Raw genomic sequence first — 22,270 nt, forward strand, 5'->3', positions numbered from 1 at the left:
TTTGCTCCCTCGCCACAGAAGCCTACTCACTTGGCATCTCCAGCATTATTCGGCCGCTGGAGCAGGCGGCGACGCCGTTGCGGTAGGCGAAGTACAACTTGCCGCGCTCCCGGTCGAAGCGCAGGTGCAGCTCGATTGCGTCGCCGGGGCGTACCAGTTGCTGGAACTTGAGCACTTCCATTCCGGCAAAGGTCGGCGGCAAATCGAGCAGTTGCTGGCCCAGGTTGAACGCCCATTCCACCTGCACCACGCCCGGCAACACCGGCGTGACCGGGAAGTGCCCGCTGAAATAGGCCAGGTCCGGCGGGACGCTCAGTTGTGCGGTCCATTCGCCGTTGGCTTCGACTGTCTCCAGTACTTCTGGCGCCTTTGGGCGCGGCGCCAACAGCAGCGCCTCGACGTCGGCCTGGGGCAGTTTGCCTTGGCTGTTCAGCGGTAACTGCCTCAGCAAACGCCAGCGACGCGGCAGAGCCAGCGCTTCGCAATGTTGGCTCAAGTGTTGGCGCAGGGTTTGGGTGAGCGTACGCCGCCCCTGATTGCGCAGGGCATGCAGGCCCTCGTCGCTCAGCACCACCAGGGCGCCGAGGGAGGCGCGGTTTTCCTGCACCACGCCCAGGCGGGTTTCGGCGACCCACGGATGGGCCATCAGTGCGTGTTCCAGCATGGGCAGGGAAATACGTTTTTCTTCCAGTTTGACGATGCGATCCAAGCGGCCCAGCAGTTCGAAACGGCCATCGGCGTGAATGCGCGCGGCGTCGGCGGTCTGTTCGATATGCCCGTCAGGCAGGTACTTCGAGGCGATGCGCAGCGCGCCGTCTGCATCCTGGCTCAGTTGCACGTCGGCAAACGGCTGCCAAGGCTGCGCACCCTGGCGCCAGGCGATGCCGCCGGTTTCCGAGCTGCCGAGGATTTCCGTGGGCCACTGCTGCAAGCGGTCGTAAAGGCTGCCGGCAGCGTCCACGGGCAGCGCGCCGCCGGAGGAAAACACCCGCGACACCTGGCTCAGTGCCGGCCAGTCGAGGTTATCGCCCATGCGCTTGAGCAGCGCCGGGCTGGCGACCCAGGCAAATTGTCCGTGCTCGCGGCTGGCGCGCTGCATGTCTTCAGGGAAAGCCAACTGCTTGCGCACAAAGGTGCGCCCGGCGCACAGCGGCCAGAGCACGCGGAACAGCAAACCGTAGATATGTTGAGTGGCCACGCTGCCGATGATGCAGGCGTCTTTAAGGTCCGGGCCCCATAGGGTTTCCAGCGCCTCAACTTCGTTAGCCAGCTGGCGCAGCGTCTTGTCGATGCGCTTGGGTTCGCCGCTGGAGCCGGAGGTGCACAGGCTCAGTTGGCAGGTGTCCAGATCGAGGGCGGCTGGGTTCAGCGGTGTTTGAAACAGCGCGTCCAGGTCAGCCGCGTCGGTCAGCCAGGCATCAACGGCCTTGTCCCAGCGTTGGCGGGTCTGAGGTTGCAGGTCGGCGGGCAGCAGCACGCTGACCCCGGCCCGCCAGGCGCCCAGCAGGGCAATTGCCAGCAGGCCGGCATCTTCCAGGTACACGGCCAGGCGCTGGGTACCCCGCGCTTGCAGGCCCGCCGCCAGGCTCAGGGACTGCTCCCACAGCTGTGCATGATTCATCTCAGGTTCGGTGGTGACCAAACGCTGTTGCAGCGGCTCAAGCAGCAAGTGCTCAAGTTTCAACCCATTCATACGCGGCCTCGAACCCTTTGTCGTACCAGCCATTCCACGGCAAACAACAGCCCCATCAGCCCGTAGGCGATCAAGCCGTTGTACAACGTCCACCAGCTCAGCGGCGCCCACAGGGTGAGGGCGGCGGCGAGCAGGCCATTACACAGAAAAAACACGCTCCACACCACGGTAACCTGGCGGGTATACACAATGGCGTGGGGCGGCAACACCGGATCGGTCATGCGCGCCAGGCGCTCGACCATCGGTGGGCCGTATTTCAGGCTCAAACCGAACAGCGACAACATGAACGCGCTGACCAGGCTCGGGTACCAGCGCAACAGTTGCGGGTTATCGAACCAGGCCAACGCTAAACAAAACACGATGATCGCCAACGCCATCCAGCGGCTGCCGGGGCGTCGGGCACCGGTCAGCCCACGCAACAGCCACAGGCTGCCGAGCAGCAGGCCGAATTGCCACGGTGCAAAGTGCTCGGTGCCGTAATACACCGCAAATGGGTACAGCAGCCCCGCCAGCAACAGGCCAAGGCCGATCAGCCGGCTCATGCGGCCGGCTGGACCAGACGGTACACCGCCTCAACCACGTCGTTCACAGTCCGCACCGCCTTGAATTCTTCGGCGGCGATCTTCTTGCCGGTCTGGCGCTTGATATGGTCGATCAAGTCGACGGCGTCGATGCTGTCGATTTCCAGGTCCTGGTACAGGTTGGCGTCCAGGGTGACGCGTTCCGGCGGCAGTTCAAACAGTTCCACCAAGGCATCGCGCAAGGTGTTGAAGATATCGTCACGAGTCTGCATGGTCCGGTCTCAAGCTGCCTGTCTGTCCGTGACGTACGCCGCAAGGCTGGCCACGTTGGTGAAGTGATTACGGGTGTCCTTGGCGTCGGCATCGATCTTGATGCCGTACTTTTTCTGGATCGCCAGGCCCAATTCCAGGGCGTCTACCGAATCCAGGCCGAGGCCTTCGCCGAACAGGGTTTGCTCGCTACCGATGTCGTCGACGCTGATGTCTTCCAGGCCCAGTGCCTCGATGATCAGCATCTTTATGTCGTGCTCAAGGCGGTGTCTGTCGCTCATCTTCGGCGAGCTCCTTAAAAAAATAGTGGTGCAGGTAATCGTTGAGCTTGCGTGAGGCTTGGGGCGCGGGGCCCAGTGATGCGAACGCCTGTGGTTCTATATCGGCACCCACCCGCAAACTGAAGTGCACGCGGCATTTTGGGATGCGATACCAGGGTTCGGCCTTGGTCAGCGTCGTGGGGCTGACCTTGATCACCACGGGGGTGATGATTGTCGCACCCCGCAGCGCAATGGCGGCGCCGCCGCGATGAAAGGCAGGCGCCGCGCCGGGTGTGGTGCGGGTGCCCTCGGGGAAAATGATCAGGGTCTGGCCTGCGCGCAGGGCATCGGCGGCGGCATCGAGCATTTCAGCGCTGCCGTCGTTGCTGATGTAGCCCGCGTCGCGCACCGGCCCGCGGGTAAAGGGGTTCTGCCACAGGCTCTGCTTGACCACGCAATTGGCCTGGCGCACCAGGCCGATCAGAAACACCACATCGATCAGCGACGGGTGGTTGGCGATGATCATCTGGCCCGGGCGCCCAAGTTTTTCCGCGCCGTCGACGCTATAGGTGAGCACGCCGGCGCGTTGCATCAAGCGAATAAAGAACCAGAACAGCCAGCTGATGGTGTGGCGGGCGCGGCGTCGGTGGCTTGCCGCGCTGCCCGGCAGGCAACTGAGCAGGGGAAACACCAGCAACCGCAGGCACAGCCCACCGAAGCCAAACAGCGCGAAGCTGGCGGCGGTGGCGAACAGGCGCCAATAGTAGGCGTCCCGCGGTTTATCGTTCAGGGTTTGCGTTGCCAGTTCCATACGCGGTTCTTCCAGGCATGTTGGCAGGCGACCTGTTCGTTGAGCAGGGTGCGCAGCAGGTTCAGGGCGTGGGGCCACTGGGTTTGAGTGAGTTGGACAGTGCTGGTGCTGAGTTCCAACTGCCACTCGTCGCCCGGTGTCAGCAACAGGCCGAGGGCGTAAGGAAAGGGTACGTCAACGATCCAGCTGGCGTAGGCCTCGGGCGGCTGTTCTTCGGTAATCACCAGCAAAACGGCCGGCGCGCCTTCGTTGAGCAGCGCGGCGGCCTCGAGCATGCCGTGTTCCAGGCCATCGCCCGCGGCCGCGAGGGCGGTCATTTCGCTGGTTTCATTGCGCAGGATCGACCACAGGCCAATCACCGCGTTATGCACCGACAGGCTGAACTGGGTTGGCGACAGTGGCTGGTCGTTGGCCAGGTCGCTGAGAATATCGAGGGTGCGCGGCGTCTCGCCATGCCGGGAAACAAACACCAGTGGCAAGTCCTGCAGGCCCTCGGCCAGCGGCCAGCCTACGCTGAACGCCATGCGCGCCAGGCGGCTCAGGCGGCGACGTTGCATGGCTGGCAGGAACGAGACGTCGGGGCAGGCTTCGCTGGCAGGCAGAGACACCGGTGCCTGGCACCAGGCACGCCATTCATCCGCGCTTTCCAGGCCAGGGGCCCAAGCGCGCCATTGGGCGATGTTGAAAGTGATCACTGAGAAGGTATCCCGCCCCTGCGGGCTTCCATGTGCGACTTTTGGCCCCGAATACCGGGACAGGGAGCAATAGCCGAATGGCGCGCATTATCCGGGTGCCGTGGGGTTCTAGCAAATATTGGTAAAAAATTGTTCACGGCTGATTACAGTTGGGCGGGAAAGATTTACAGATTGTCCTTCACCGGGCGCTGGGTTGGGTTGTCGGACCGGTCCTGTTCGTTTGTCGGGGATGGATGAACGAGGTAGCGAACATTCGCTTAAGCCCTCTACACTCGGGCATTCATTGATACACGGAGGTTTTTCCATGCGGCGCGTGGTGTTCAATCAAAAAGGCGGCGTTGGCAAGTCCAGCATTGCCTGCAACCTGGCGGCGGTCAGCGCCAGTGAAGGCTATCGAACCCTGTTGGTGGACCTCGATGCACAAGCCAACTCAACCCAATACCTCACCGGGCTGACCGGCGACGACATCCCCATGGGTATCGCGGATTTTTTCAAGCAAACCCTGTCTTCCGGGCCGTTTTCCAAGAAAAACAAAGTCGATATCTACGAAACCCCCTTCGACAACCTGCATGTGATCACCGCCACTGCGGAACTGGCAGACCTGCAGCCCAAGCTTGAAGCCAAGCACAAGATCAACAAGCTGCGAAAGCTGTTGGACGAACTGAGCGAAGACTACGACCGGATTTACCTGGATACGCCGCCGGCGCTGAATTTTTATGCGGTTTCGGCGCTGATTGCTGCCGATCGCGTGCTGATCCCGTTTGATTGCGACAGCTTCTCCCGTCAGGCACTGTACGGCCTGCTGGCTGAAATCGAAGAATTGAAGGAAGACCACAACGAAGGCCTGGAAGTGGAAGGTATCGTGGTCAACCAGTTCCAGGCGCGAGCGAGCTTGCCGCAGCAGATGCTCGATGAGTTGATTGCAGAAGGGTTGCCGGTGCTGCCGGTGTACCTGACCAGCTCCGTGCGCATGCGTGAGTCGCATCAGGAGAACAAGCCGCTGATCCATCTGGACCCACGGCATAAGCTGACGCAGCAGTTTGTGGAATTGCATAACCTGCTGGAAAACGCGTGACCTGAAAGACAACACAAAACCCCTGTGGGAGCGGGCTTGCTCGCGAAAGCGGTGGTTCAGTCAGCTAATGCAGCGACTGACACACCGCTTTCGCGAGCAAGCCCGCTCCCACATTTGCATTGCATTCCTGCAGGGGGATTTGGATTTGTCCCACAGAGGCTGTAGGAAGGGTCTGGCAATAGGGGGGGTGCCTTGTAACGTTGCCTACAGGTAAGCCAGAATCGCCCGGCTTGTGCGTCTGGATGGGCGTCTCTAAGGTTCCTGGGTCGCTGAATGTTCAGTGATCGGGTTTAGTAGCCCAACCGACCAAAGCATGTACACCGCTCCAACAGCATGGCGTTTTATCGCCTATCTGATGGTGGCTGTGCGCAGGGCACCTCCGGGTGCGCCGGTCTTTGCTTTGTTCTCCGGTCTACTAACCTGCGTACAGCCGCCACCCTTCGTTTAGTAGCGAAAAGGGGGAGGCCAACCAGAGAACAAATGCATGTCTATCAATCTTTTCACCGTCACCCCCAATCTCCCCACCGAAACCCTCGTCCTCAACAGCTACAAAACCTTCTCCTCCGTCCGCACCCTACTACTCAACCTGTCCAACGACCTCAGCGGCGAACACCGCGACGTGGCCCTGGCGATCCACCAATTGAGCGAACTCGGCGTAATGCTCGTCGGCCAGATGATCGACCGAGAAGCGCCGTTGGCCTAAATCTGGAATGCGGTCAGTGTGGGAGCTGGCTTGCCTGCGATAGCTGTAGTGAATTCAACATTGCCATCGCAGGCAAGCCAGCTCCCACATTCGACCGTGTTTAGACGCCCTGGCTACGCAACCAACTCATCAACTGCGGCAACGGAAACGCCCCGCTCTGACGCGCCACTTCGCGGCCATTCTTGAACAGGATCAAACTGGGAATCGAGCGAATCCCCAACTGCGCCGACAGCTGCTGATTGGCCTCACTGTCGAGCTTGGCCAGCCGGCACTTGCCCTCCAGCTGCCCAGCCGCCTGCTCAAACACCGGCGCGAACGACTTGCACGGCCCGCACCAGTCGGCCCACACATCCACCAGCAACGGCAGGTCGCCCTTGATCTGGCTGGCGTAGTCGCCCTGCTTCAGCTCGAAAGGCTTGCTCAACAACACCGGCTGCTTGCAACGCCCGCATTTGGGCGCGTCACTCAGGCGTTCGCCGGGGATGCGGTTGAGGCCGTTGCAATGTGGGCAGGGGATTACAAGCGATTCGGACATCAGGGGCTCCTAGGGTGTGGCCAATGGGTTCAATCTGGAGCCGGCGCTGACGTTTATCAAGGTAAGCGCAGGCCTGTAGTGAGCGGGCTTGCCCCGCGCTGGGCTGCGAAGCAGCCCTAAACCCAAGCACCGCGATCTTCATGAAACACCGTGGCGGCTCTATTGGGGCGGCTTCGCCACCCAGCGCGGGACAAGCCCGCTCACTACAGTGCTTATGAGGAACAGCTGATTTCCAGGTGTTTGCCCCAATCCGGCGGCCGCTGCGCGTATTGCTCCATCCCCGCTTGCTCCTCGAACGGCTTGGACAGCACCTCATGCAGCCGCCGGACTTCGCTGTAATCGCCTGACTCGGCGGCGGTGATGGCGTTCTGCGCGAGGTAGTTGCGCAGGATGTACAGCGGGTTCACCGCGTGCATCCGCTCACGGCGCTGTTCCTCGCTGTAATCCCCGTCCCGTTCAACACGAGCCTTGTACAACTCAGCCCAGGCATCAAACCCGGCCAGGTCGACAAAGTCGTCGCGCAGTCGTGCCACGGCCAGCGCCGCCGACTCATCTCCCAGGCGGCGGAAGAACAGCGTGTAGTCAACGCCACTGTTCTGCATCAGTTGCAACAAGCGCTCCACCAGCTTCTGGTCATCATCTTCGGCGGTGGTCAGCCCGAGACGGCGGCGCATCAAATCCAGGTAGTTCGCCTGATACAGCGGCAGGTACAAGCCCAGCGCTTCTTTCAACGCATCGACGCGGATAAACGGCGTCAACGCCTGTGCCAATGCACTGAGGTTCCACTGCCCAATCGGCACTTGGTTGCTGAAGGAGTAACGTCCTTCATGGTCGGAGTGGTTGCAGATGAAGTGCGCGTCAAAGTCATCCAGAAACGAAAACGGCCCGAAGTCGAAGGTGATGCCCAAGATCGACATGTTGTCGGTGTTCATCACGCCGTGGCAGAAGCCATACGCCTGCCACTTGGCGATCAATTCGGCGTTGCGCTCGACGATTTCGCGGAACATGGCCAAGTAAGGCTCTGGTTGTTCGCGGCACTCGGGGTAATGCAGGTTCAATACGTGTTCAGCCAAAAGTGCCTGCTGTTCGGGCTTTTTGGTGTAATAGAAATACTCGAAATGCCCGAAGCGGATATGGCTCGGCGCCATGCGCAGCACCATCGCCCCGCGTTCCTGCTTCTCACGCCACACCGGGGTGTCGGAACCGATCACGCACAGTGCGCGACTGCTGGGGATACTCAGCGCATGCAGCGCTTCGGAGGCCAAAAACTCACGGATCGAAGAACGCAACACGGCGCGCCCATCACCCATGCGTGAGTAAGGGGTCATACCGGCACCCTTGAGGTGCAGGTCCCAGTGCTCGCCGGCCTCGTTATACACCTCGCCCAGCAACAACCCACGGCCATCGCCCAGTTGCGGGGTGTAGCCGCCGAACTGATGCCCGGAATAGACCATCGCCCGTGGCTCCGCTTCGGCCCACAGCTTGTGCCCGCCAAACAGCTCGGCAAACACCGGCGTTTCGGCCACGGCCGGGTCGAGGTCGAGCAACGCCATGGCAGCGTTACTCGCCACTACCAGGCGCGGTGCGTCGAGGGGTTCGGGCAGTACGTGGGTTGAGAACGCGTCGCCCAGGCGTGCGAAGCGGTTGTCGAAGGTCAGTTCGTCGAGGGCTTTCACCGGCCATCTCCAGCAGAATGTCCGAGCATTCTGCTGGGGATAGCGGCGTTAGTCGAGTTTGCTCGGCGGAGGCTCCGGCGCATCTTCGACTTTGGCGGCTGGCGGCTCGGGGGTGTCCTGCTCAGGGGCCGGCCCGACGATGGTCTTGCGCTCGTCTTCGACCGGCACCAGCTTGTACTCCTGGCCGTGCATGTTCTTGAGGTACACCTCCATCTGCCGGAACGAGATGTTGATGTGCTGCTTCTTGAACTCACGGTTGATGTAGCGGTTGACCTCATCCAGCACGGGGTTGCGGTCGCCCAGGTCGCGCACGTGCATGCGCAGCTCGTGGTCGAGGGTGCTTTCGCCGAAGTTGAGGAAGTACACCAGCGGTTCCGGTTCCTTCAACACGCGTGGGTTTTCCCTGGCAGCCTTGAGCAACAATTCCTTCACCAGGTCCAGATCGGAGCCGTAGTCCACGCCCAGCTTCAGGGTGACCCGGGTGATGGTATCGGTCAGCGACCAGTTGATCAGTTGCCCGGTAATGAAGGTTTTGTTCGGGACAATGATGTCCTTGCGGTCAAAGTCGGTGATCGTCGTGGCGCGGATGCGGATCTTGCTCACCGTGCCCGACAGGTTGCCGATGGTGATGGTGTCACCGATGCGCACCGGGCGTTCGAACAGGATCATGATGCCGGAGATAAAGTTGGCGAAGATCTCCTGCATACCAAAGCCCAACCCCACCGACAGCGCCGCCACCAGCCATTGCAACTTGTCCCAGCTCACGCCGAGGGTGGAGAGGGTGGAGACAAAACCGATGCCGGCAATCACATACGACAACAGCGTGGTCGTCGCGTAGGCGCTGCCCTGGGCCAGCTCCAATTTGGACAGCACCAGCACCTCGAGCAAACCGGGCAGGTTGCGCGCCAGTGCGAAGGTAATGCCGATGATGATCAACGCGCCGAGGAAATCGCCGATGCTGATCGGCACCATGCTGATATTCGCTCCGGTGCCGCTGGTGTATTCGTACAGGGTGACGTTGTCCAGGTAGGAAAATACCGAGATCAGGTCCGACCACACCCAGTACAGCGCCGCGATGAAGCCGCCGAGCAAGGCCAGGCGGATCAGGCGCATCGACTGCTCGTTAACCTGCTCGATGTCCAGGGTCGGCTCTTCGATCACCGCTTCGCCATCACCGGCTTCCTTGGCGGCCTGGCGTTTAGCCAGTGCCCGCGCATAGGCCAGTCGCCGTGCCGCAACACCCAGGCCGCGTACAAAGGTGGCTTCGATCACCAGCCAGAACATCAGCAGGTACAGGGTGTTGATCAGGCGGTCGCTGAGCTTGAGCGCGGTGTAGTAATAGCCAAAGCACACGGCGATAAACAGGGCGACGGGCAGGGCGGTAAACAGCAGGCCGATCGCCTTGCGAAACAGTGAGGCTTTTTCATGGGTTGGGCTGTTGAGCAGCAGGCGACCCAGCAACCAGGCCATCAGCGCGTAGCACGTGAGCACCACGCCAATGCCCAGCACATCGTCCGCCAGCGCCGCCGGCTGGTGCTCGGCGATCGCCACAACGGCCACCAGCGCCAGCACCACCAGCCCGAGCTTGCGTATCCAGCCTTGCAGGAATTCGACCTGGGGTTTTTCCCAGCGGAAGTGCAATTCCGCCACGCCACCCGGCGCCAGGATGCGATAAGCGGTGTAGAACACCAGCCAGGCCTGGGCGATTTGCAGCAACGCAGCGCCGAGGTTGGCGTTCTGCCCACGGGCGTCGATTTGCAGTGCATAGCCGCACAGCGCCAGGCCCAGTGCTACCGGCATCGCCAGCAGGATGTTGATCAGGATGGCCTGCGGCGTGTGCCACTGGCTGTCGCGTTTGAAGTGGCCGATATCCAGGTGGACCTTGCTCAGGCGCTGATACAGGGCTTTACGTCGCCACAGCAGGGCACCGATCACCAGCAGCAGCGGCAGGAACAGCAGCGGGCGCTGGGTCAGGCCGTCATAAAGTTCGCTGACGCTGGAGGCCCACGGCAGTGTGGCAACTTGCTTGCTCAGGTGCGCCGGGACCGTTTCCAGCCACTCGGTGTCCAGCGGCTTGTTGCTGGGGATCCAGAACATCTGCTCATCCAACGTCGCCCGCAGGGTGGTGGCGGTGCTGAGCAGTTGTTTCTGGTTCAGTTGCAACGTGATGGATTCATTCAGCAGCGAGCTCAGCTCTCGGCTCAGGCGCTCCAGCAGGTCGCTGCGGGTGATGGCCAGTTCCAGCAACGTGCGGCGCAGTTGCGGGGTGACATCCTCCGGCGCCTGGTTGGCCAGCAAGTTATCCACATAGGCGCTGGGCGAACTGATCAGCTCGCGCTGCTGGTTGACCTCAAATTGGTACAGGCGAATGTTGGCGATGTCGTCTGCCAGGTCGCGGTCTACCGTCAGGCGCGGCAGCGCCTGTTTCTGTTTGTAGAGGATCTTGGACAGCAGCAGGCTGCCCTTGAGCACGTTGATCTGCTCGTCCAGGGCCGAGTCGCTCTGGCTCACGGTGTCCAGCTGCTGCTTGGTTTGCAGGTTTTTCTGGGTCAGGTCGTTGAGGCGGTCAGTGCTTTTAAGCAGGTAGTCGGAGAGCTTGAGGTTGGCCGCGCTTTCCGTGGCCAGCAGGCTGCTGCCGCCAGCTTTTTGCGCTTCGATGGACTGCTGGGTGACGGTCTGCTGGGATTGGGCCAGGCGCTTCTGGTTGATCAGGGTTTGCAGGTCCTGGATTTCTTGCTCCAGGCGCGCGGTTTTTTCCTGAATCAGGTCGTGCTGGCTGTTGCCCAGGTCTTGCAGTTGGCTGTTGCCCGCCAGTTCCTGGCGGCGCAAGGGGATCAGGGCGTTCAGGGCGGCCAGTTCGGCGTTGAGCTGGTTGCGCTGGTCGGCATTGAGGGTTTTGCCGTTGTCTTTGCCAGCCTTGAGGATCGAATTGATCTGCAGGATGCGCGTCTGGCTGCTGCTGATTTCGGTCTGGGCGCGCTCGGGCCGGGTCTGTGCGGCGATGGACAGGCTGTTGGCGTCGGCCAGTTCTTTTTGCAGGTCGCCCTGCTGGGTGCTGCGCTGCACTAATAGTTGCTCAAGCTGCGGCACAGGCAGGGTGGCGTAGCGTTGGGCCACCGGGATGACTTTGGTGGCCTTGAGCCGGGTCAGCTCGCGCTGGTTCTCGGTGGTCTGGCGCGGGGCGTCTTCCAGTTGGCGCTTCAGGTCGACGAGGCGCTGCTCATAGTCCTGCTTGTTGCCCAGGTACGTCAGGGTCTGTTGCAGGATCGCCTGCAACGCCTTCATGTCGGCGTCGGGCAGCTTACGGTCGGGCAGCTTGTCCAGGGTTTGCTGGATGGCGTCGGCGTTGGGCGGGTCGGCCGCGTGGACGGTGCCGACACAGAGGGTCAAGCCCAGCAGGGCAGTGGCGAGAAATGTGCGCAGAGTTGGCATAGAGACCGGTCGAGCAAAATGAAAAAAAGGGGGCGAACTGTCGCCCCGCAGTTTAGAGGAAGAGTCCGGGGCCCGGGCGACTTCCTTCGGGGAATCTGACGCCCACTTTGCCAATCTTGTTCCCGTCCATGACCGCGACGGTCCAGATGGTGTTGTTCCACTCCACCTGGTCGCCTACGACTGGCGCACCGCCGACTTTCTGGGTGATGAAGCGGCTCAGCGGCATGTCCGGGTCAATGCCCTCCAGCTTCAAGCCGTACAGGGCGGAAACCGCGCCCAGCTGGGCGTCGCCTTCCAGTACGAAGTCGCCGAAGAAGCGCAAATCCAAACCGCGTTGCGGTGCCTGGCTGAACAGTTTGCCCAGGGCTGGCAGGTTGTGTTCGTGACCGATCACGCAGAGCAAATCATCCACCTCCAGCACCGTACTACCCGACGGATGGAGCAGTTGCTGGCCACGGAACAGGGCGGCGATCCGCGTGCCCTCAGGCATTTTCAGCTCACGCAGGGCGGCGCCGATGCACCATTTTTCTGCGCCCAGGCGGTAGACGAACAGCTCCCACTCGCTGGTGACATGCACTTCCAAGGCCGCACGGGAGATCGGCGCCGGGTCCGGCGGTACGGTGACCTTGAGCAGCTTGGCCACCCACGGCAGGCTTGTGCCCTGCACCAGCAGCGAGACCAGCACGATAAAGAACGCCAGGTTGAAGTACAGCTGCGCATGCGGCAGGCCGGCCATCAGCGGGAACACCGCCAGAATGATCGGGACCGCACCGCGCAGGCCGACCCAGGCGATAAAGGCTTTTTCGCGGCCGTGAAACGCCTTGAACGGCAGCAGGCCAACCATCACCGACAGCGGTCGCGCAAACAGGATCATCCACAGTGCAAGGCCCAGCGCCGGCAGGGCAATGGGCAGCAAGTCGTGGGGCGTGACCAATAGGCCCAACACCAAAAACATACCGATCTGCGCCAGCCACGCCATGCCGTCGAGCATATGCAAAATGCCGTGACGGCTGCGCACCGGCCGGTTGCCGATGACCAGGCCGCACAGGTACACGGCGAGGAAGCCGCTGCCGTGCAGGGCGTTGGTCAGGGCGAAGACGAACAGGCCGCCGGCGATCACCAGGATCGGGTACAGGCCGTTGGCCAGGTTGATCCGGTTGACCATCTGCAGCATCAGCCAGCCGCCGCCCAGGCCGACGATACCGCCGATGCCGAACTCGCGGAGCAGGTGAGTGAGCAGGCTCCAGTGCAGGCCGGTCTGGCCACTGGCAATCATGTCGATCAACGTGACCGTGAGGAACACGGCCATCGGGTCGTTGCTGCCGGATTCAATTTCCAGGCTGGCGGTCACCCGTTCGTTCAGGCCCTTGCCGCCGAGCAGCGAAAACACCGCGGCGGCGTCCGTCGAACCGACGATGGCGCCAATCAACAGGCCCTGGATGATATTGAGGTCAAACAGCCAGGCCGCAGCCATACCGGTGAGGCCGGTGGTAATCAACACCCCCACCGTGGCCAGCGACAAGGCCGGCCAGAGTGCCACGCGGAAACTCGCGACCCGGGTGCGCAAACCGCCGTCGAGCAGGATTACGGCCAGGGCGAGGTTGCCCACCAGGTAGGCGGTCGGGTAGTTATCGAAGATGATGCCGCCGCCATCCACGCCGGCGACCATGCCCACGGCCAGGATGATCACCAGGATCGGAATACCCAGGCGGGACGAAAGAGAACTCACCAGAATGCTCGCACTCACCAGCAACGCGCCGATCAAGAACAGGCTGTTGATGGTCGTCGCATTCAAAGGCAGTACTCCATGAGCAAACAAGACAGGGCGCAAACTGACCATGCAGTCTGCGTGCCAGCGATTCTAACCTGTTGAATTGCTGCGCTGTCAAAAAGGTTTTTCTGATTTGCGCAAAGCCAAATGTGGGAGCTGGCTTGCTTGCGATGGCGGCGTGTCAGGCGCTAGAGGCGCTGGCTGACACGTTGCTATCGCAGGCAGGCCAGCTCCCACAGGGATAGGCGTCGTCAGGCGAATCTTATTTCAGAGACGGAACCGCCCCACCATCCCATTCAAATCCACCGCCAACCGTGACAGCTCATTGCTCGCCGCACTGGTCTGGCTGGCGCCGGTCGCTGATTGCACCGACAGGTCGCGGATGTTCACCAGGTTGCGGTCCACTTCACGCGCCACTTGCGCCTGTTCTTCCGCCGCGCTGGCGATCACCAGGTTGCGTTCGTTGATCTCGATGATCGCGGTATTGATGGTATCCAGCGACATTCCCGCGCCTTTGGCGATGTTCAGCGTCGACTCAGCGCGTTCGGTGCTGTTGCGCATCGAATCCACCGCATGCTCTGTACCCGCCTGGATACTTCCGATCATCCGCTCGATTTCGCTGGTCGACTGCTGGGTACGATGGGCGAGTGCGCGTACTTCGTCGGCAACCACCGCAAAGCCTCGTCCGGCTTCACCGGCGCGCGCCGCTTCAATCGCGGCGTTAAGGGCCAGCAGGTTGGTCTGGTCGGCCAGGCCGCGAATCACGTCGAGCACCTTGCCGATATCGCGCGACTCATTGGCCAGGTCGCCGATCAGCGTGGCGGTGGCCTGTACGTCGCCGCTCATGCGTTCGATGGCGCTGACGGTTTCCTGCACCAAGTCACGGCCATCACCGGCGGAGGTGGTGGCGTTGCGCGAAGCTTCGGAGGTGCTCACCGCATTGCGTGCGACTTCTTCGACAGCGCTGGTCATCTCATTCACCGCAGTGGCGGCTTGTTCGATTTCGTTGTTTTGCTGGGTCAGGCCACGGGCGCTTTCGTCGGTGACCGCGTTCAGCTCTTCGGCAGCTGACGCGAGCTGGGTAGCGGAACCGGCGATGCGTTGCAGGGTGTCGCGCAGCTTGTCCTGCATCTTGGCCATGGCGGCCAGCAGGCGCCCGGCTTCGTCGTTGCCGTCGACTTTGATCGGGCGAGTCAGGTTGCCTTCGGCCACTTCTTCCGCCGCTTCCAGTGCCTGGGAAATGGGCAGGGTGATGCTGCGGGTCAGCAGCCAGGCGAACAGCAGGGTCAGCAGCGTGGCGATCACCAAGAGGCTCACCACCATGTTGAAGGCCATTGTGTATTGGTCTTCCGCCTCCTTGTTAGTCGCCAGGGCCATCTTGTTATTGATGTCCAGCAGGCGCGTGAGCACGGCGTTGACCTGTTCGGAGTTGCTCAGCAATTCGTTATTGAGCAGGCTGCGCAGCTCTTCCACCTGATTGGCCCGCGACAGGCTCTTCATGCGTTCTTCAATCTGATGGTACTGGCCAAGCAAGCGCACGTAGTCGTCGTAGGCCGTACGCTCTTCGCTGCTCTCGATCAGTTTTTCGTAGATGCCCTGGGCCGTGCGAATCTGCTGATTACGCACTTCAAAGGCTTCCAGCGTCTTTTGCTGAACCTCCGGCTCACGGTTAGTCAGCAAGCGGTACGACAGCACCCGTAGGCGCAACGTCAGTTGGGTGAACTCATCGAGGGCGCGAATGCTCGGCACGCTGGCCAGGGTGATGTCTTCGGTAGCGGCTCGTATCTTGCTCATCTGGTTCAGGGCGAACACGCCAAGAAACAACATCAACGCGCCGATAAACGCGAAGCCGAGGAAGGCCCTCGGAGCGATATTCATATTACGAAGCGACATGGGGGAATCCTGGGGGAGAGCGCGATCCGTGCGGCCATGAGACGGTGTGTCCCTCTCTATCGGTCGTACGACTAAAGTCTAAAGGGGCGTGTGCGTTTTTGTCGCACCTGACGAGGGGCTTGGTCGATTCAGGAACCAGATCGGGTAAATGCAGTCACTAAGGCTCGAAAGTGCGGCCCGGCCCTTAAAAATCGGGCTGCGCGCCAGGGATAACCCTGGCATCCGAGGTGAATTTTCTTTATCGTCACCGCCCTTTGAAAAGCCAGAGAAATCAAAATGTTAGAAGCATCCCTCAGCCAATTGGAACAACTCGTCAGCGACTTGGTACAACAAAATCAGGATCTGCTGGGCACCAACGAATCCCTCAAGGCGGAATTGGCCCGCGCCAAGGATGAGAACGACAGCCTGCAACTGAACCTGATGGAGCAGGAAGAAAAGCACGGCGCTACCGCCGCCCGTATCCAGGCGCTGGTTGAGCGTGTGAGCGCAGGGCCTGTCAGCGCATGAGTGAAGGGATAAAGGTCGTTTCGATTCTCGGAGAGGATTACTCGATCAAGGCACCGGCCGGGGAAGACAAAACCCTGATGCACGCCGTGACCCTGCTCAAGGCGTCCCTTGCCACCACCAAGAAAAAGTACCCGACCCTGATCGGTGACAAATTACTGGTGCTGGCGGCGCTGAACCTGTGCGCCGAGCAGATCGAAATGCAGCAGGCTCACCAGCAGGAACTCGACCGTTACCAAGAGCAAGTCAGCGCCACGGTCGATGTGATTGCCAAGGCGATCGGAACGCCTTAGAACCACTCATCCTGCATGCCGAGGCACGTGTCATCGCGTGCCTCCAGAATTGCCAGTTCATGATGGCAGCTCGGTACTTCCCAGGTCAGGAAGTACCGGGCGGCCTGGAGCTTGCCTTTATAAAAGGCCACATCCGCCGCATTGCCCCTGGCCAATCCTTCTTCGGCGCGAATCGCCTGCTCCAGCCAGCGCCAGCCAATCACCGTATGCCCGAACACCTTCAAGTACAGCGCCGAATTTGCCAGGCTGCTGTTGACCTTGCCTTGGGCGAGATCCGTCAGCAGGCCGATGGTGACGCTTTGCAGGCGGTTGACCAACTGTTCCAGCGGTTCCCTTAGTGCGGTCAGGCTTGGGTATTCCTGCGCCCGTGCACCGGTTTCGGCAATCAGTCGTATGAGTTGCTTCAACCCCGCGCCGCCGTTCTGCGCGAGCTTGCGCCCCAGCAAATCCAGGGACTGGATGCCGTGGGTGCCTTCGTGGATCGGGTTCAGGCGGTTGTCGCGGTAGTACTGTTCCACCGGGTACTCGCGGGTGTAGCCATGGCCGCCGAGAATCTGGATTGCCAGTTCGTTGGCCTTGAGGCAGAACTCCGAAGGCCAGGATTTGACGATGGGCGTGAGCAGGTCCAGCAGTTCGTGGGCGTGCTTGCGCTCGGCTTCGGTTTCCAGGGTGGTGGTGTCGTCGAACAGTCGTGCAGCGTAGAGGCCAAGGTCGAAGGCGCCTTCCACGTAGGATTTTTGGGTCAGCAGCATGCGCTTTATATCCGCGTGCTGAATGATCGAGACCGGCGCCGTTGTGGGGTCTTTGCTGTCGGGCAGGCGACCTTGTGGGCGTTCGCGGGCGTATTCCAGCGAGTAGAGGTAGCCGGCATAACCGAGCATCACCGCACCCATGCCGACGCCGATGCGTGCCTCGTTCATCATCTGGAACATGCAGCTCAGGCCCTGGTGCGGTTTACCTACCAGATAGCCGACGCAACTACCGTTATCGCCGAAGTTGAGCGCGGTGGACGTCGTCCCGCGCCAGCCCATCTTGTGGAACAGCCCCGCCAGCAGCACGTCGTTGCGCTCGCCCAGGCTGCCATCGTCGTTGACCAGGAACTTGGGCACGATAAACAGCGAAATGCCCTTCACCCCGGCGGGCGCATTCGGCAGCTTGGCCAGCACCATGTGCACGATGTTTTCCGACAGCGGGTGATCGCCACCGGAGATGAAAATCTTGTTGCCCTTGAGCCGGTAAGTGCCGTCCGCCGCAGGTTCTGCGCGCGTACGAATATCCGACAGCGAAGAGCCCGCATGGGGTTCGGTCAGGGCCATGGTGCCGAAGAAGCGGCCGTCGATCATCGGTTGCAGGAAGCGTTGTTTCTGATCATCGGTGCCGAAACTTTCGATCAGGTTGGCGGCGCCCATGGTCAGGAACGGATAGGAAGTGGACGCCGCGTTCGCTGACTGGAAATGCGCAAAACACGCTTGAGAGAGCAGGGTGGGCAGTTGCATGCCGCCCGCTTCGAAGCTTCGGGCTGCGTTGAGAAACCCGGCTTCAAGGAAGGCATCCACCGCCGGTTTGACTTCCGGAATCAGGATGGCTGCACCGTTCTCGTAGCGCGGTTCGTTCTCGTCGTTCTTGCGGTTGTGAGGGGCGAAATACTTTTCGGCGATGTTGCGCGCGGTACTGATGGCCGCATCGAAGGTTTCGCGGTTGTGCTCGGCAAACCGCTCGCGCTGGGTCAGGCCCTCGGCATCGAGGACTTCGTACAGCTCGAAAGCCAGATTGCGGGAACTGAGCAGCGTCTCGGACATGGCGGCTTACCTTTGGAGGAATTGGCCTGAGTCTAAGTGCGCGAATGGAGGCTGGATAGCAAGATTGATCTGGGTGATGGAGGGGCAAAACAACAGCGCAAGGCGTGCACAGTCCATGTGGGAGCTGGCTTGCCTGCGATGGCATCGCTACGGTCTGTCAGTAGCACCGCGTCGCTTGCATCGCAGGCAAGCCAGCTCCCACAGGGGGAAGGGTTTAGCCGATGGTCATCAAACTGGCGTTACCGCCCGCTGCAGCAGTGTTGACACTCAGCGCACGCTCAATCACCAAACGCTCCAGCGCAATCGCCGTTTCGCCTTGCGACAAACCATGCACCCCAACAATCGCGCCACCACGCTGGGCCACTTGCTGGCACACCGCACGCAGCTGGTCGGAATCACCGTGATGCAGAACCGCGTCAAACACCACTTCATCCTTGGTCCAGTCGGCCACGCGCTTGATCTTCGCCTGAATTTCTTTAGGCAGGCGTGAGAACAACGCCTTGGTCAGCTCGGTTTCCGGCCATACCGCCGAACCGCCCACCGCCAATACCGCCGCCAGTTGAGTCAACAAATCGCCTTCCACGTCCGCCAGGCACAGTACGTGCTCGCGGGGCAGGATGGCGTAGCTGTTGCGCTCGCCGGTCGGCCCGGCCAGTTGGCGGGTGATACCGCTTTGCGATTGCGCGGCGAACTGGCTGCACAAGGCACTCAGTTCGCTGAACTTATTGCTGTCGGCCCAGGTTTTCAGGGCGGTCAGCGGCTGGCTCATGGCGTCGCGCAGGCGCACGTCCGGTGCAGCCAATGCGTCGCCACGTACGAAGGATTGCTCGATGGCATCCGTAGGACGCATTGACAGCAGGCGGTACAGGTACAGTGGGCCGCCGGCTTTCGGGCCAGTGCCCGACAGGCCTTCGCCGCCGAAGGGTTGCACGCCGACCACAGCGCCAACGATGTTGCGGTTCACATAGACGTTACCGGCATTGACGTTGTCGATCACCTTGGCGATGGTCTCGTCGATACGCGTGTGCACGCCCAGGGTCAGGCCATAGCCGGAAGCGTTGATCTGGCCGATGAGCTGGTCGATCTCTTTGCGCTTGTAACGCACCACGTGCAGTACCGGGCCGAAGATCTCGCGTTGCAGCTCGTCGAAGCTTTCCAGCTCGATCAGGGTTGGCATCACGAAGGTGCCGCGCTTGATTTCTTCGCCGTCGGCAATCGCCACTTGGTAAACGTTGCGGCCTTTGTCGCGCATGGCCTGGATGTGTTTCTCGATGCCGGCCTTGGCTTCGGCGTCGATCACCGGGCCGATGTCGACGGACAGACGTTCCGGGTTACCCAAGCGGCATTCCGCCATGGCGCCCTTGAGCATTTCGATCACACGGTCTGCCGAATCTTCCTGCAGGCACAGCACGCGCAGGGCCGAGCAACGTTGGCCGGCGCTGTCGAAGGCCGAAGACACCACGTCGATGACCACTTGTTCGGTCAGCGCCGAGGAGTCGACGATCATCGCGTTCTGGCCGCCAGTTTCGGCGATCAGCGGGATCGGACGGCCCTGGGCATCCAGGCGACCGGCGACATTGCGTTGCAGCAGGCGCGCCACTTCAGTGGAGCCAGTGAACATCACGCCTTTGACGCGATCATCACCGACCAGGCGCGCACCCACGCTCTCCCCCTGACCCGGCAGCAATTGCAGCACGCCTTCCGGAATACCGGCTTCGAGCAGGATGCGCACGGCTTGGGCGGCCACCAGCGGCGTTTGCTCGGCAGGCTTGGCCAGTACCGGGTTACCGGCGGCCAAGGCCGCGGCGACTTGGCCGCTGAAAATCGCCAGCGGGAAGTTCCACGGGCTGATGCACACCACCGGGCCCAGTGGGCGGTGGGCGTCATTGGTGAAATCGTTGCGCGCCTGCACGGCGTAGTAACGCAGGAAGTCCACGGCCTCGCGTACTTCGGCGATGGCGTTGGCGAAGGTCTTGCCGGCTTCGCGAGCCAGCAGGCCCATCAGCGGTTGGATCTCGCCTTCCATCAGGTCGGCGGCGCGTTCCAGGATCGCGGCGCGTTCGGCGGGCGGGGTGGCCTGCCAGATCGGACCCGCGTTGATGGCGCACTGGATAGCGTTGTCGACGTCTTCGACAGTGGCTTCCTGCACATGGCCGACCACATCACGCAGGTCGGAAGGGTTCAGTACCGGTGCCGCTGCTTCATTGCTGGAAGCGCAACCGAGCATCGGCACCGCTTTCCAGTTGTTGTGAGCGGTGGCCAGCAGGGCGCAGGACAAGGAGGCCAGGCGATGTTCGTTGGCCAGGTCGATACCGGCCGAGTTGGCGCGGTCGCTGCCATACAGGTCACGCGGCAAAGGGATGCGCGGGTGCGGCAGGCCGAAGCCGCCTTCCAGCGTAGCCATTTGCTCGATGCTGGCCACTGGATCGGCCACCAGCTCCTGAATCGAGATGGACTGGTCGGCGATACGGTTGACGAACGAGGTGTTCGCGCCGTTTTCCAGCAGGCGACGTACCAGGTAAGCCAGCAATGTTTCGTGGGTGCCGACTGGTGCGTACACGCGGCACGGACGGTTCAGCTTGCCTTCGGATACTTTGCCTACAACCTGCTCGTACAGCGGTTCGCCCATGCCGTGCAGGCATTGGAACTCGTACTGGCCGGGGTAATAGTTCTGACCGGCGATATGGTAGATGGCCGACAGCGTGTGGGCGTTGTGCGTGGCGAACTGCGGGTAGATGACTTCCGGCACCGACAGCAGCTTGCGTGCGCAGGCAATGTAGGAAACGTCGGTGTAAACCTTGCGGGTGTACACCGGGTAGCCTTCCAGGCCTTCAACCTGGGCGCGCTTGATCTCGCTGTCCCAGTACGCGCCTTTTACCAGTCGGATCATCAGGCGATGGCGGCTGCGGCGTGCCAGGTCGATGACGTAGTCGATCACATACGGGCAACGCTTCTGGTAGGCCTGGATCACGAAACCGATGCCGTTCCAGCCGGTCAGTTGCGGCTCGAAGCACAGGCGCTCCAGCAGATCCAGCGACAGCTCCAGGCGGTCGGCCTCTTCGGCGTCGATGTTCAAACCGATGTCGTATTGCTTGGCCAGCAGCGTCAGGGACAGCAGGCGCGGGTACAGCTCATCCATCACGCGTTCGTACTGCGCACGGCTGTAACGCGGGTGCAGTGCCGACAGCTTGATGGAGATGCCCGGGCCTTCATAAATCCCACGGCCGTGGGAGGCTTTGCCGATTGAGTGAATGGCTTGTTCGTACGAGGCCAGGTACTTCTGCGCATCGTGTTCAGTCAGCGCGGCCTCACCGAGCATGTCGTAGGAATAGCGGAAACCCTTGGCTTCGAACTTGCTCGCGTTAGCCAGGGCTTCGGCGATGGTTTCGCCGGTGACGAACTGCTCGCCCATCAGGCGCATGGCCATGTCGACGCCCTTACGGATCATCGGCTCGCCGCTTTTGCCGATGATGCGGCTCAAGGACGAGGTCAACCCTGCTTCGTTATGCGTGGCGACCAGTTTGCCGGTCAGCAACAGGCCCCAGGTGGCGGCGTTGACGAACAGCGATGGGCTGTTGCCCAAGTGCGGGTGCCAGTTGCCGGTGCTGATCTTGTCGCGGATCAATGCGTCACGGGTGCCTTTGTCCGGGATACGCAGCAGCGCTTCGGCCAGGCACATCAGCGCCACGCCTTCTTGGGAAGACAGGGAGAATTCCTGCAGCAGGCCCTGAACAATCCCGGCACGGCCGCCGGCACTTTTCTGGTTACGCAGTTTTTCGGCGATCGAGGCGGCGAGCTTGTTGGTGGCTTCGGCCATCGAGGCCGGCAGGCGAGCCTGCTCGATCAGCATCGGCACCACTTCCGGCTCAGGGCGGCGGTAAGCGGCGGTGATCGAGGCGCGCAGTACGGACTGCGGCAGGATGCTCTCGGCGAACTCAAGGAAGCACTGGTGGGCGTGGTCGTTCTGGACCTCGCCTGCGTCGTCTGCCTCCTTGCTGCTCAAGCCATTGAGTTCAGTCAGGGTTGCACCACCCTCCAGTTTCTCCAGGTAATTGAAAATCGCCTGCTTGATCAGCCAGTGCGGCGTGCGATCAATGGAGGTCGCGGCAGCCTTGAGGCGCTCGCGGGTTGGGTCGTCAAGTTTGACCCCAAGGGTGGTCGTAGCCATTTTCTTATCCTCATGGGTGCCACTACCGAGTGGCATCAGCTGGCGGCAAGATTAGCTTTGCGCATGCATAGGTGCAACCGGGTGCAACCCTTTTTATGCATGAAATTTTCGCACGGGTACCTGAAATAAAATGGACCTCAACGGAATCGGCTCTGCCTTGGTGCGTTTGCT

17 protein-coding genes and 1 pseudogene are annotated in these 22,270 nt (G+C 61.4%); 4 read left to right on the forward strand and 14 right to left on the reverse strand.

Annotated elements, in window-relative coordinates; all coding sequences use genetic code 11:
* Positions 1 to 22 precede the first annotated feature (22 nt).
* The 6 genes from AB4O35_RS08145 to AB4O35_RS08170 are packed head-to-tail and all read right to left on the reverse strand — an operon-like array spanning position 23 to position 4,250.
* Entirely contained in the window at positions 23 to 1,693 is a 1,671-nt protein-coding gene (locus tag AB4O35_RS08145; RefSeq protein ID WP_065875706.1) for an acyl-CoA synthetase family protein, read from the reverse strand.
* Positions 1,690 to 2,235, reverse strand: coding sequence for a COG4648 family protein (locus tag AB4O35_RS08150; protein WP_065875705.1), 546 nt, complete (start codon positions 2,233 to 2,235; stop codon positions 1,690 to 1,692). The genes AB4O35_RS08145 and AB4O35_RS08150 overlap by 4 nt, the downstream gene beginning before the upstream one ends.
* Complete coding sequence (locus AB4O35_RS08155) at positions 2,232 to 2,486, reverse strand: acyl carrier protein (protein WP_003187949.1); 255 nt, start codon at positions 2,484 to 2,486, stop codon at positions 2,232 to 2,234. Before AB4O35_RS08155 ends, AB4O35_RS08150 begins: the two co-directional genes overlap by 4 nt.
* A gap of 9 nt (positions 2,487 to 2,495) precedes the next feature.
* Positions 2,496 to 2,765, reverse strand: a complete 270-nt coding sequence (locus tag AB4O35_RS08160) for a phosphopantetheine-binding protein (RefSeq protein ID WP_065875704.1) — start codon at positions 2,763 to 2,765, stop codon at positions 2,496 to 2,498.
* The gene (locus AB4O35_RS08165; RefSeq protein WP_065875703.1) at positions 2,743 to 3,555 is read right to left on the reverse strand and encodes a lysophospholipid acyltransferase family protein; all 813 of its coding nucleotides are present in this window, start codon (positions 3,553 to 3,555) and stop codon (positions 2,743 to 2,745) included. The genes AB4O35_RS08160 and AB4O35_RS08165 overlap by 23 nt, the downstream gene beginning before the upstream one ends.
* The gene (locus tag AB4O35_RS08170; protein WP_065879844.1) at positions 3,531 to 4,250 is read right to left on the reverse strand and encodes a beta-ketoacyl synthase chain length factor; all 720 of its coding nucleotides are present in this window, start codon (positions 4,248 to 4,250) and stop codon (positions 3,531 to 3,533) included. The genes AB4O35_RS08165 and AB4O35_RS08170 overlap by 25 nt, the downstream gene beginning before the upstream one ends.
* 304 nt (positions 4,251 to 4,554) lie before the next feature.
* On the opposite strand from AB4O35_RS08170, the gene AB4O35_RS08175 reads away from it, so the two are divergent.
* Both AB4O35_RS08175 and AB4O35_RS08180 read left to right on the forward strand, forming a co-directional pair.
* Positions 4,555 to 5,325 carry a ParA family protein gene (locus AB4O35_RS08175; protein WP_049710378.1) on the forward strand — a complete coding sequence of 257 codons (771 nt, stop codon included), beginning with the start codon at positions 4,555 to 4,557 and terminating at the stop codon, positions 5,323 to 5,325.
* A gap of 484 nt (positions 5,326 to 5,809) precedes the next feature.
* Positions 5,810 to 6,028, forward strand: a complete 219-nt coding sequence (locus tag AB4O35_RS08180; RefSeq protein ID WP_065945562.1) for a DUF6124 family protein — start codon at positions 5,810 to 5,812, stop codon at positions 6,026 to 6,028.
* A 100-nt stretch (positions 6,029 to 6,128) separates the two neighbouring features.
* Here the strand turns inward: AB4O35_RS08180 and trxC are convergent, their stop codons facing one another.
* The 6 genes and pseudogenes from trxC to AB4O35_RS08210 all read right to left on the reverse strand — a co-directional run.
* Positions 6,129 to 6,563 (reverse strand): thioredoxin TrxC, encoded by a 435-nt coding sequence (gene trxC, locus AB4O35_RS08185; RefSeq protein WP_065875286.1) that lies wholly within the window; start codon positions 6,561 to 6,563, stop codon positions 6,129 to 6,131.
* Positions 6,564 to 6,775: 212 nt separating this feature from the next.
* A complete protein-coding gene (gene selO, locus AB4O35_RS08190) occupies positions 6,776 to 8,239 on the reverse strand; it encodes a protein adenylyltransferase SelO (RefSeq protein WP_065945561.1) in 1,464 nt (487 codons plus the stop codon).
* Positions 8,240 to 8,287: 48 nt separating this feature from the next.
* Complete coding sequence (gene mscK, locus AB4O35_RS08195) at positions 8,288 to 11,671, reverse strand: mechanosensitive channel MscK (protein WP_065875284.1); 3,384 nt, start codon at positions 11,669 to 11,671, stop codon at positions 8,288 to 8,290.
* 52 nt (positions 11,672 to 11,723) lie between these two features.
* Complete coding sequence (locus AB4O35_RS08200) at positions 11,724 to 13,466, reverse strand: potassium/proton antiporter (protein WP_065875283.1); 1,743 nt, start codon at positions 13,464 to 13,466, stop codon at positions 11,724 to 11,726.
* Positions 13,467 to 13,709: 243 nt separating this feature from the next.
* Positions 13,710 to 14,582: a methyl-accepting chemotaxis protein gene (locus AB4O35_RS08205; protein WP_371905323.1), complete on the reverse strand. Its 873-nt coding sequence runs from the start codon at positions 14,580 to 14,582 to the stop codon at positions 13,710 to 13,712.
* A 30-nt stretch (positions 14,583 to 14,612) separates the two neighbouring features.
* Positions 14,613 to 15,335 (reverse strand): annotated as a pseudogene (locus AB4O35_RS08210) (MCP four helix bundle domain-containing protein); the annotation flags it as partial.
* Positions 15,336 to 15,611: 276 nt separating this feature from the next.
* On the opposite strand from AB4O35_RS08210, the gene AB4O35_RS08215 reads away from it, so the two are divergent.
* On the forward strand, positions 15,612 to 15,842 hold the full coding sequence (locus AB4O35_RS08215) for a hypothetical protein (RefSeq protein ID WP_049710369.1): 231 nt from the start codon (positions 15,612 to 15,614) through the stop codon (positions 15,840 to 15,842).
* Complete coding sequence (locus AB4O35_RS08220) at positions 15,839 to 16,132, forward strand: cell division protein ZapA (RefSeq protein ID WP_065875281.1); 294 nt, start codon at positions 15,839 to 15,841, stop codon at positions 16,130 to 16,132. Before AB4O35_RS08215 ends, AB4O35_RS08220 begins: the two co-directional genes overlap by 4 nt.
* On the opposite strand, the gene AB4O35_RS08225 is transcribed toward AB4O35_RS08220, so the two are convergent.
* The gene (locus AB4O35_RS08225; protein WP_065889136.1) at positions 16,129 to 17,931 is read right to left on the reverse strand and encodes an acyl-CoA dehydrogenase; all 1,803 of its coding nucleotides are present in this window, start codon (positions 17,929 to 17,931) and stop codon (positions 16,129 to 16,131) included. The genes AB4O35_RS08220 and AB4O35_RS08225 overlap by 4 nt on opposite strands.
* 214 nt (positions 17,932 to 18,145) lie before the next feature.
* The gene (gene putA / locus AB4O35_RS08230; RefSeq protein WP_065875279.1) at positions 18,146 to 22,099 is read right to left on the reverse strand and encodes a trifunctional transcriptional regulator/proline dehydrogenase/L-glutamate gamma-semialdehyde dehydrogenase; all 3,954 of its coding nucleotides are present in this window, start codon (positions 22,097 to 22,099) and stop codon (positions 18,146 to 18,148) included.
* Positions 22,100 to 22,270: the final 171 nt, after the last annotated feature.

The sequence above is a fragment of the Pseudomonas sp. H1_A03 genome, assembly GCF_054685145.1.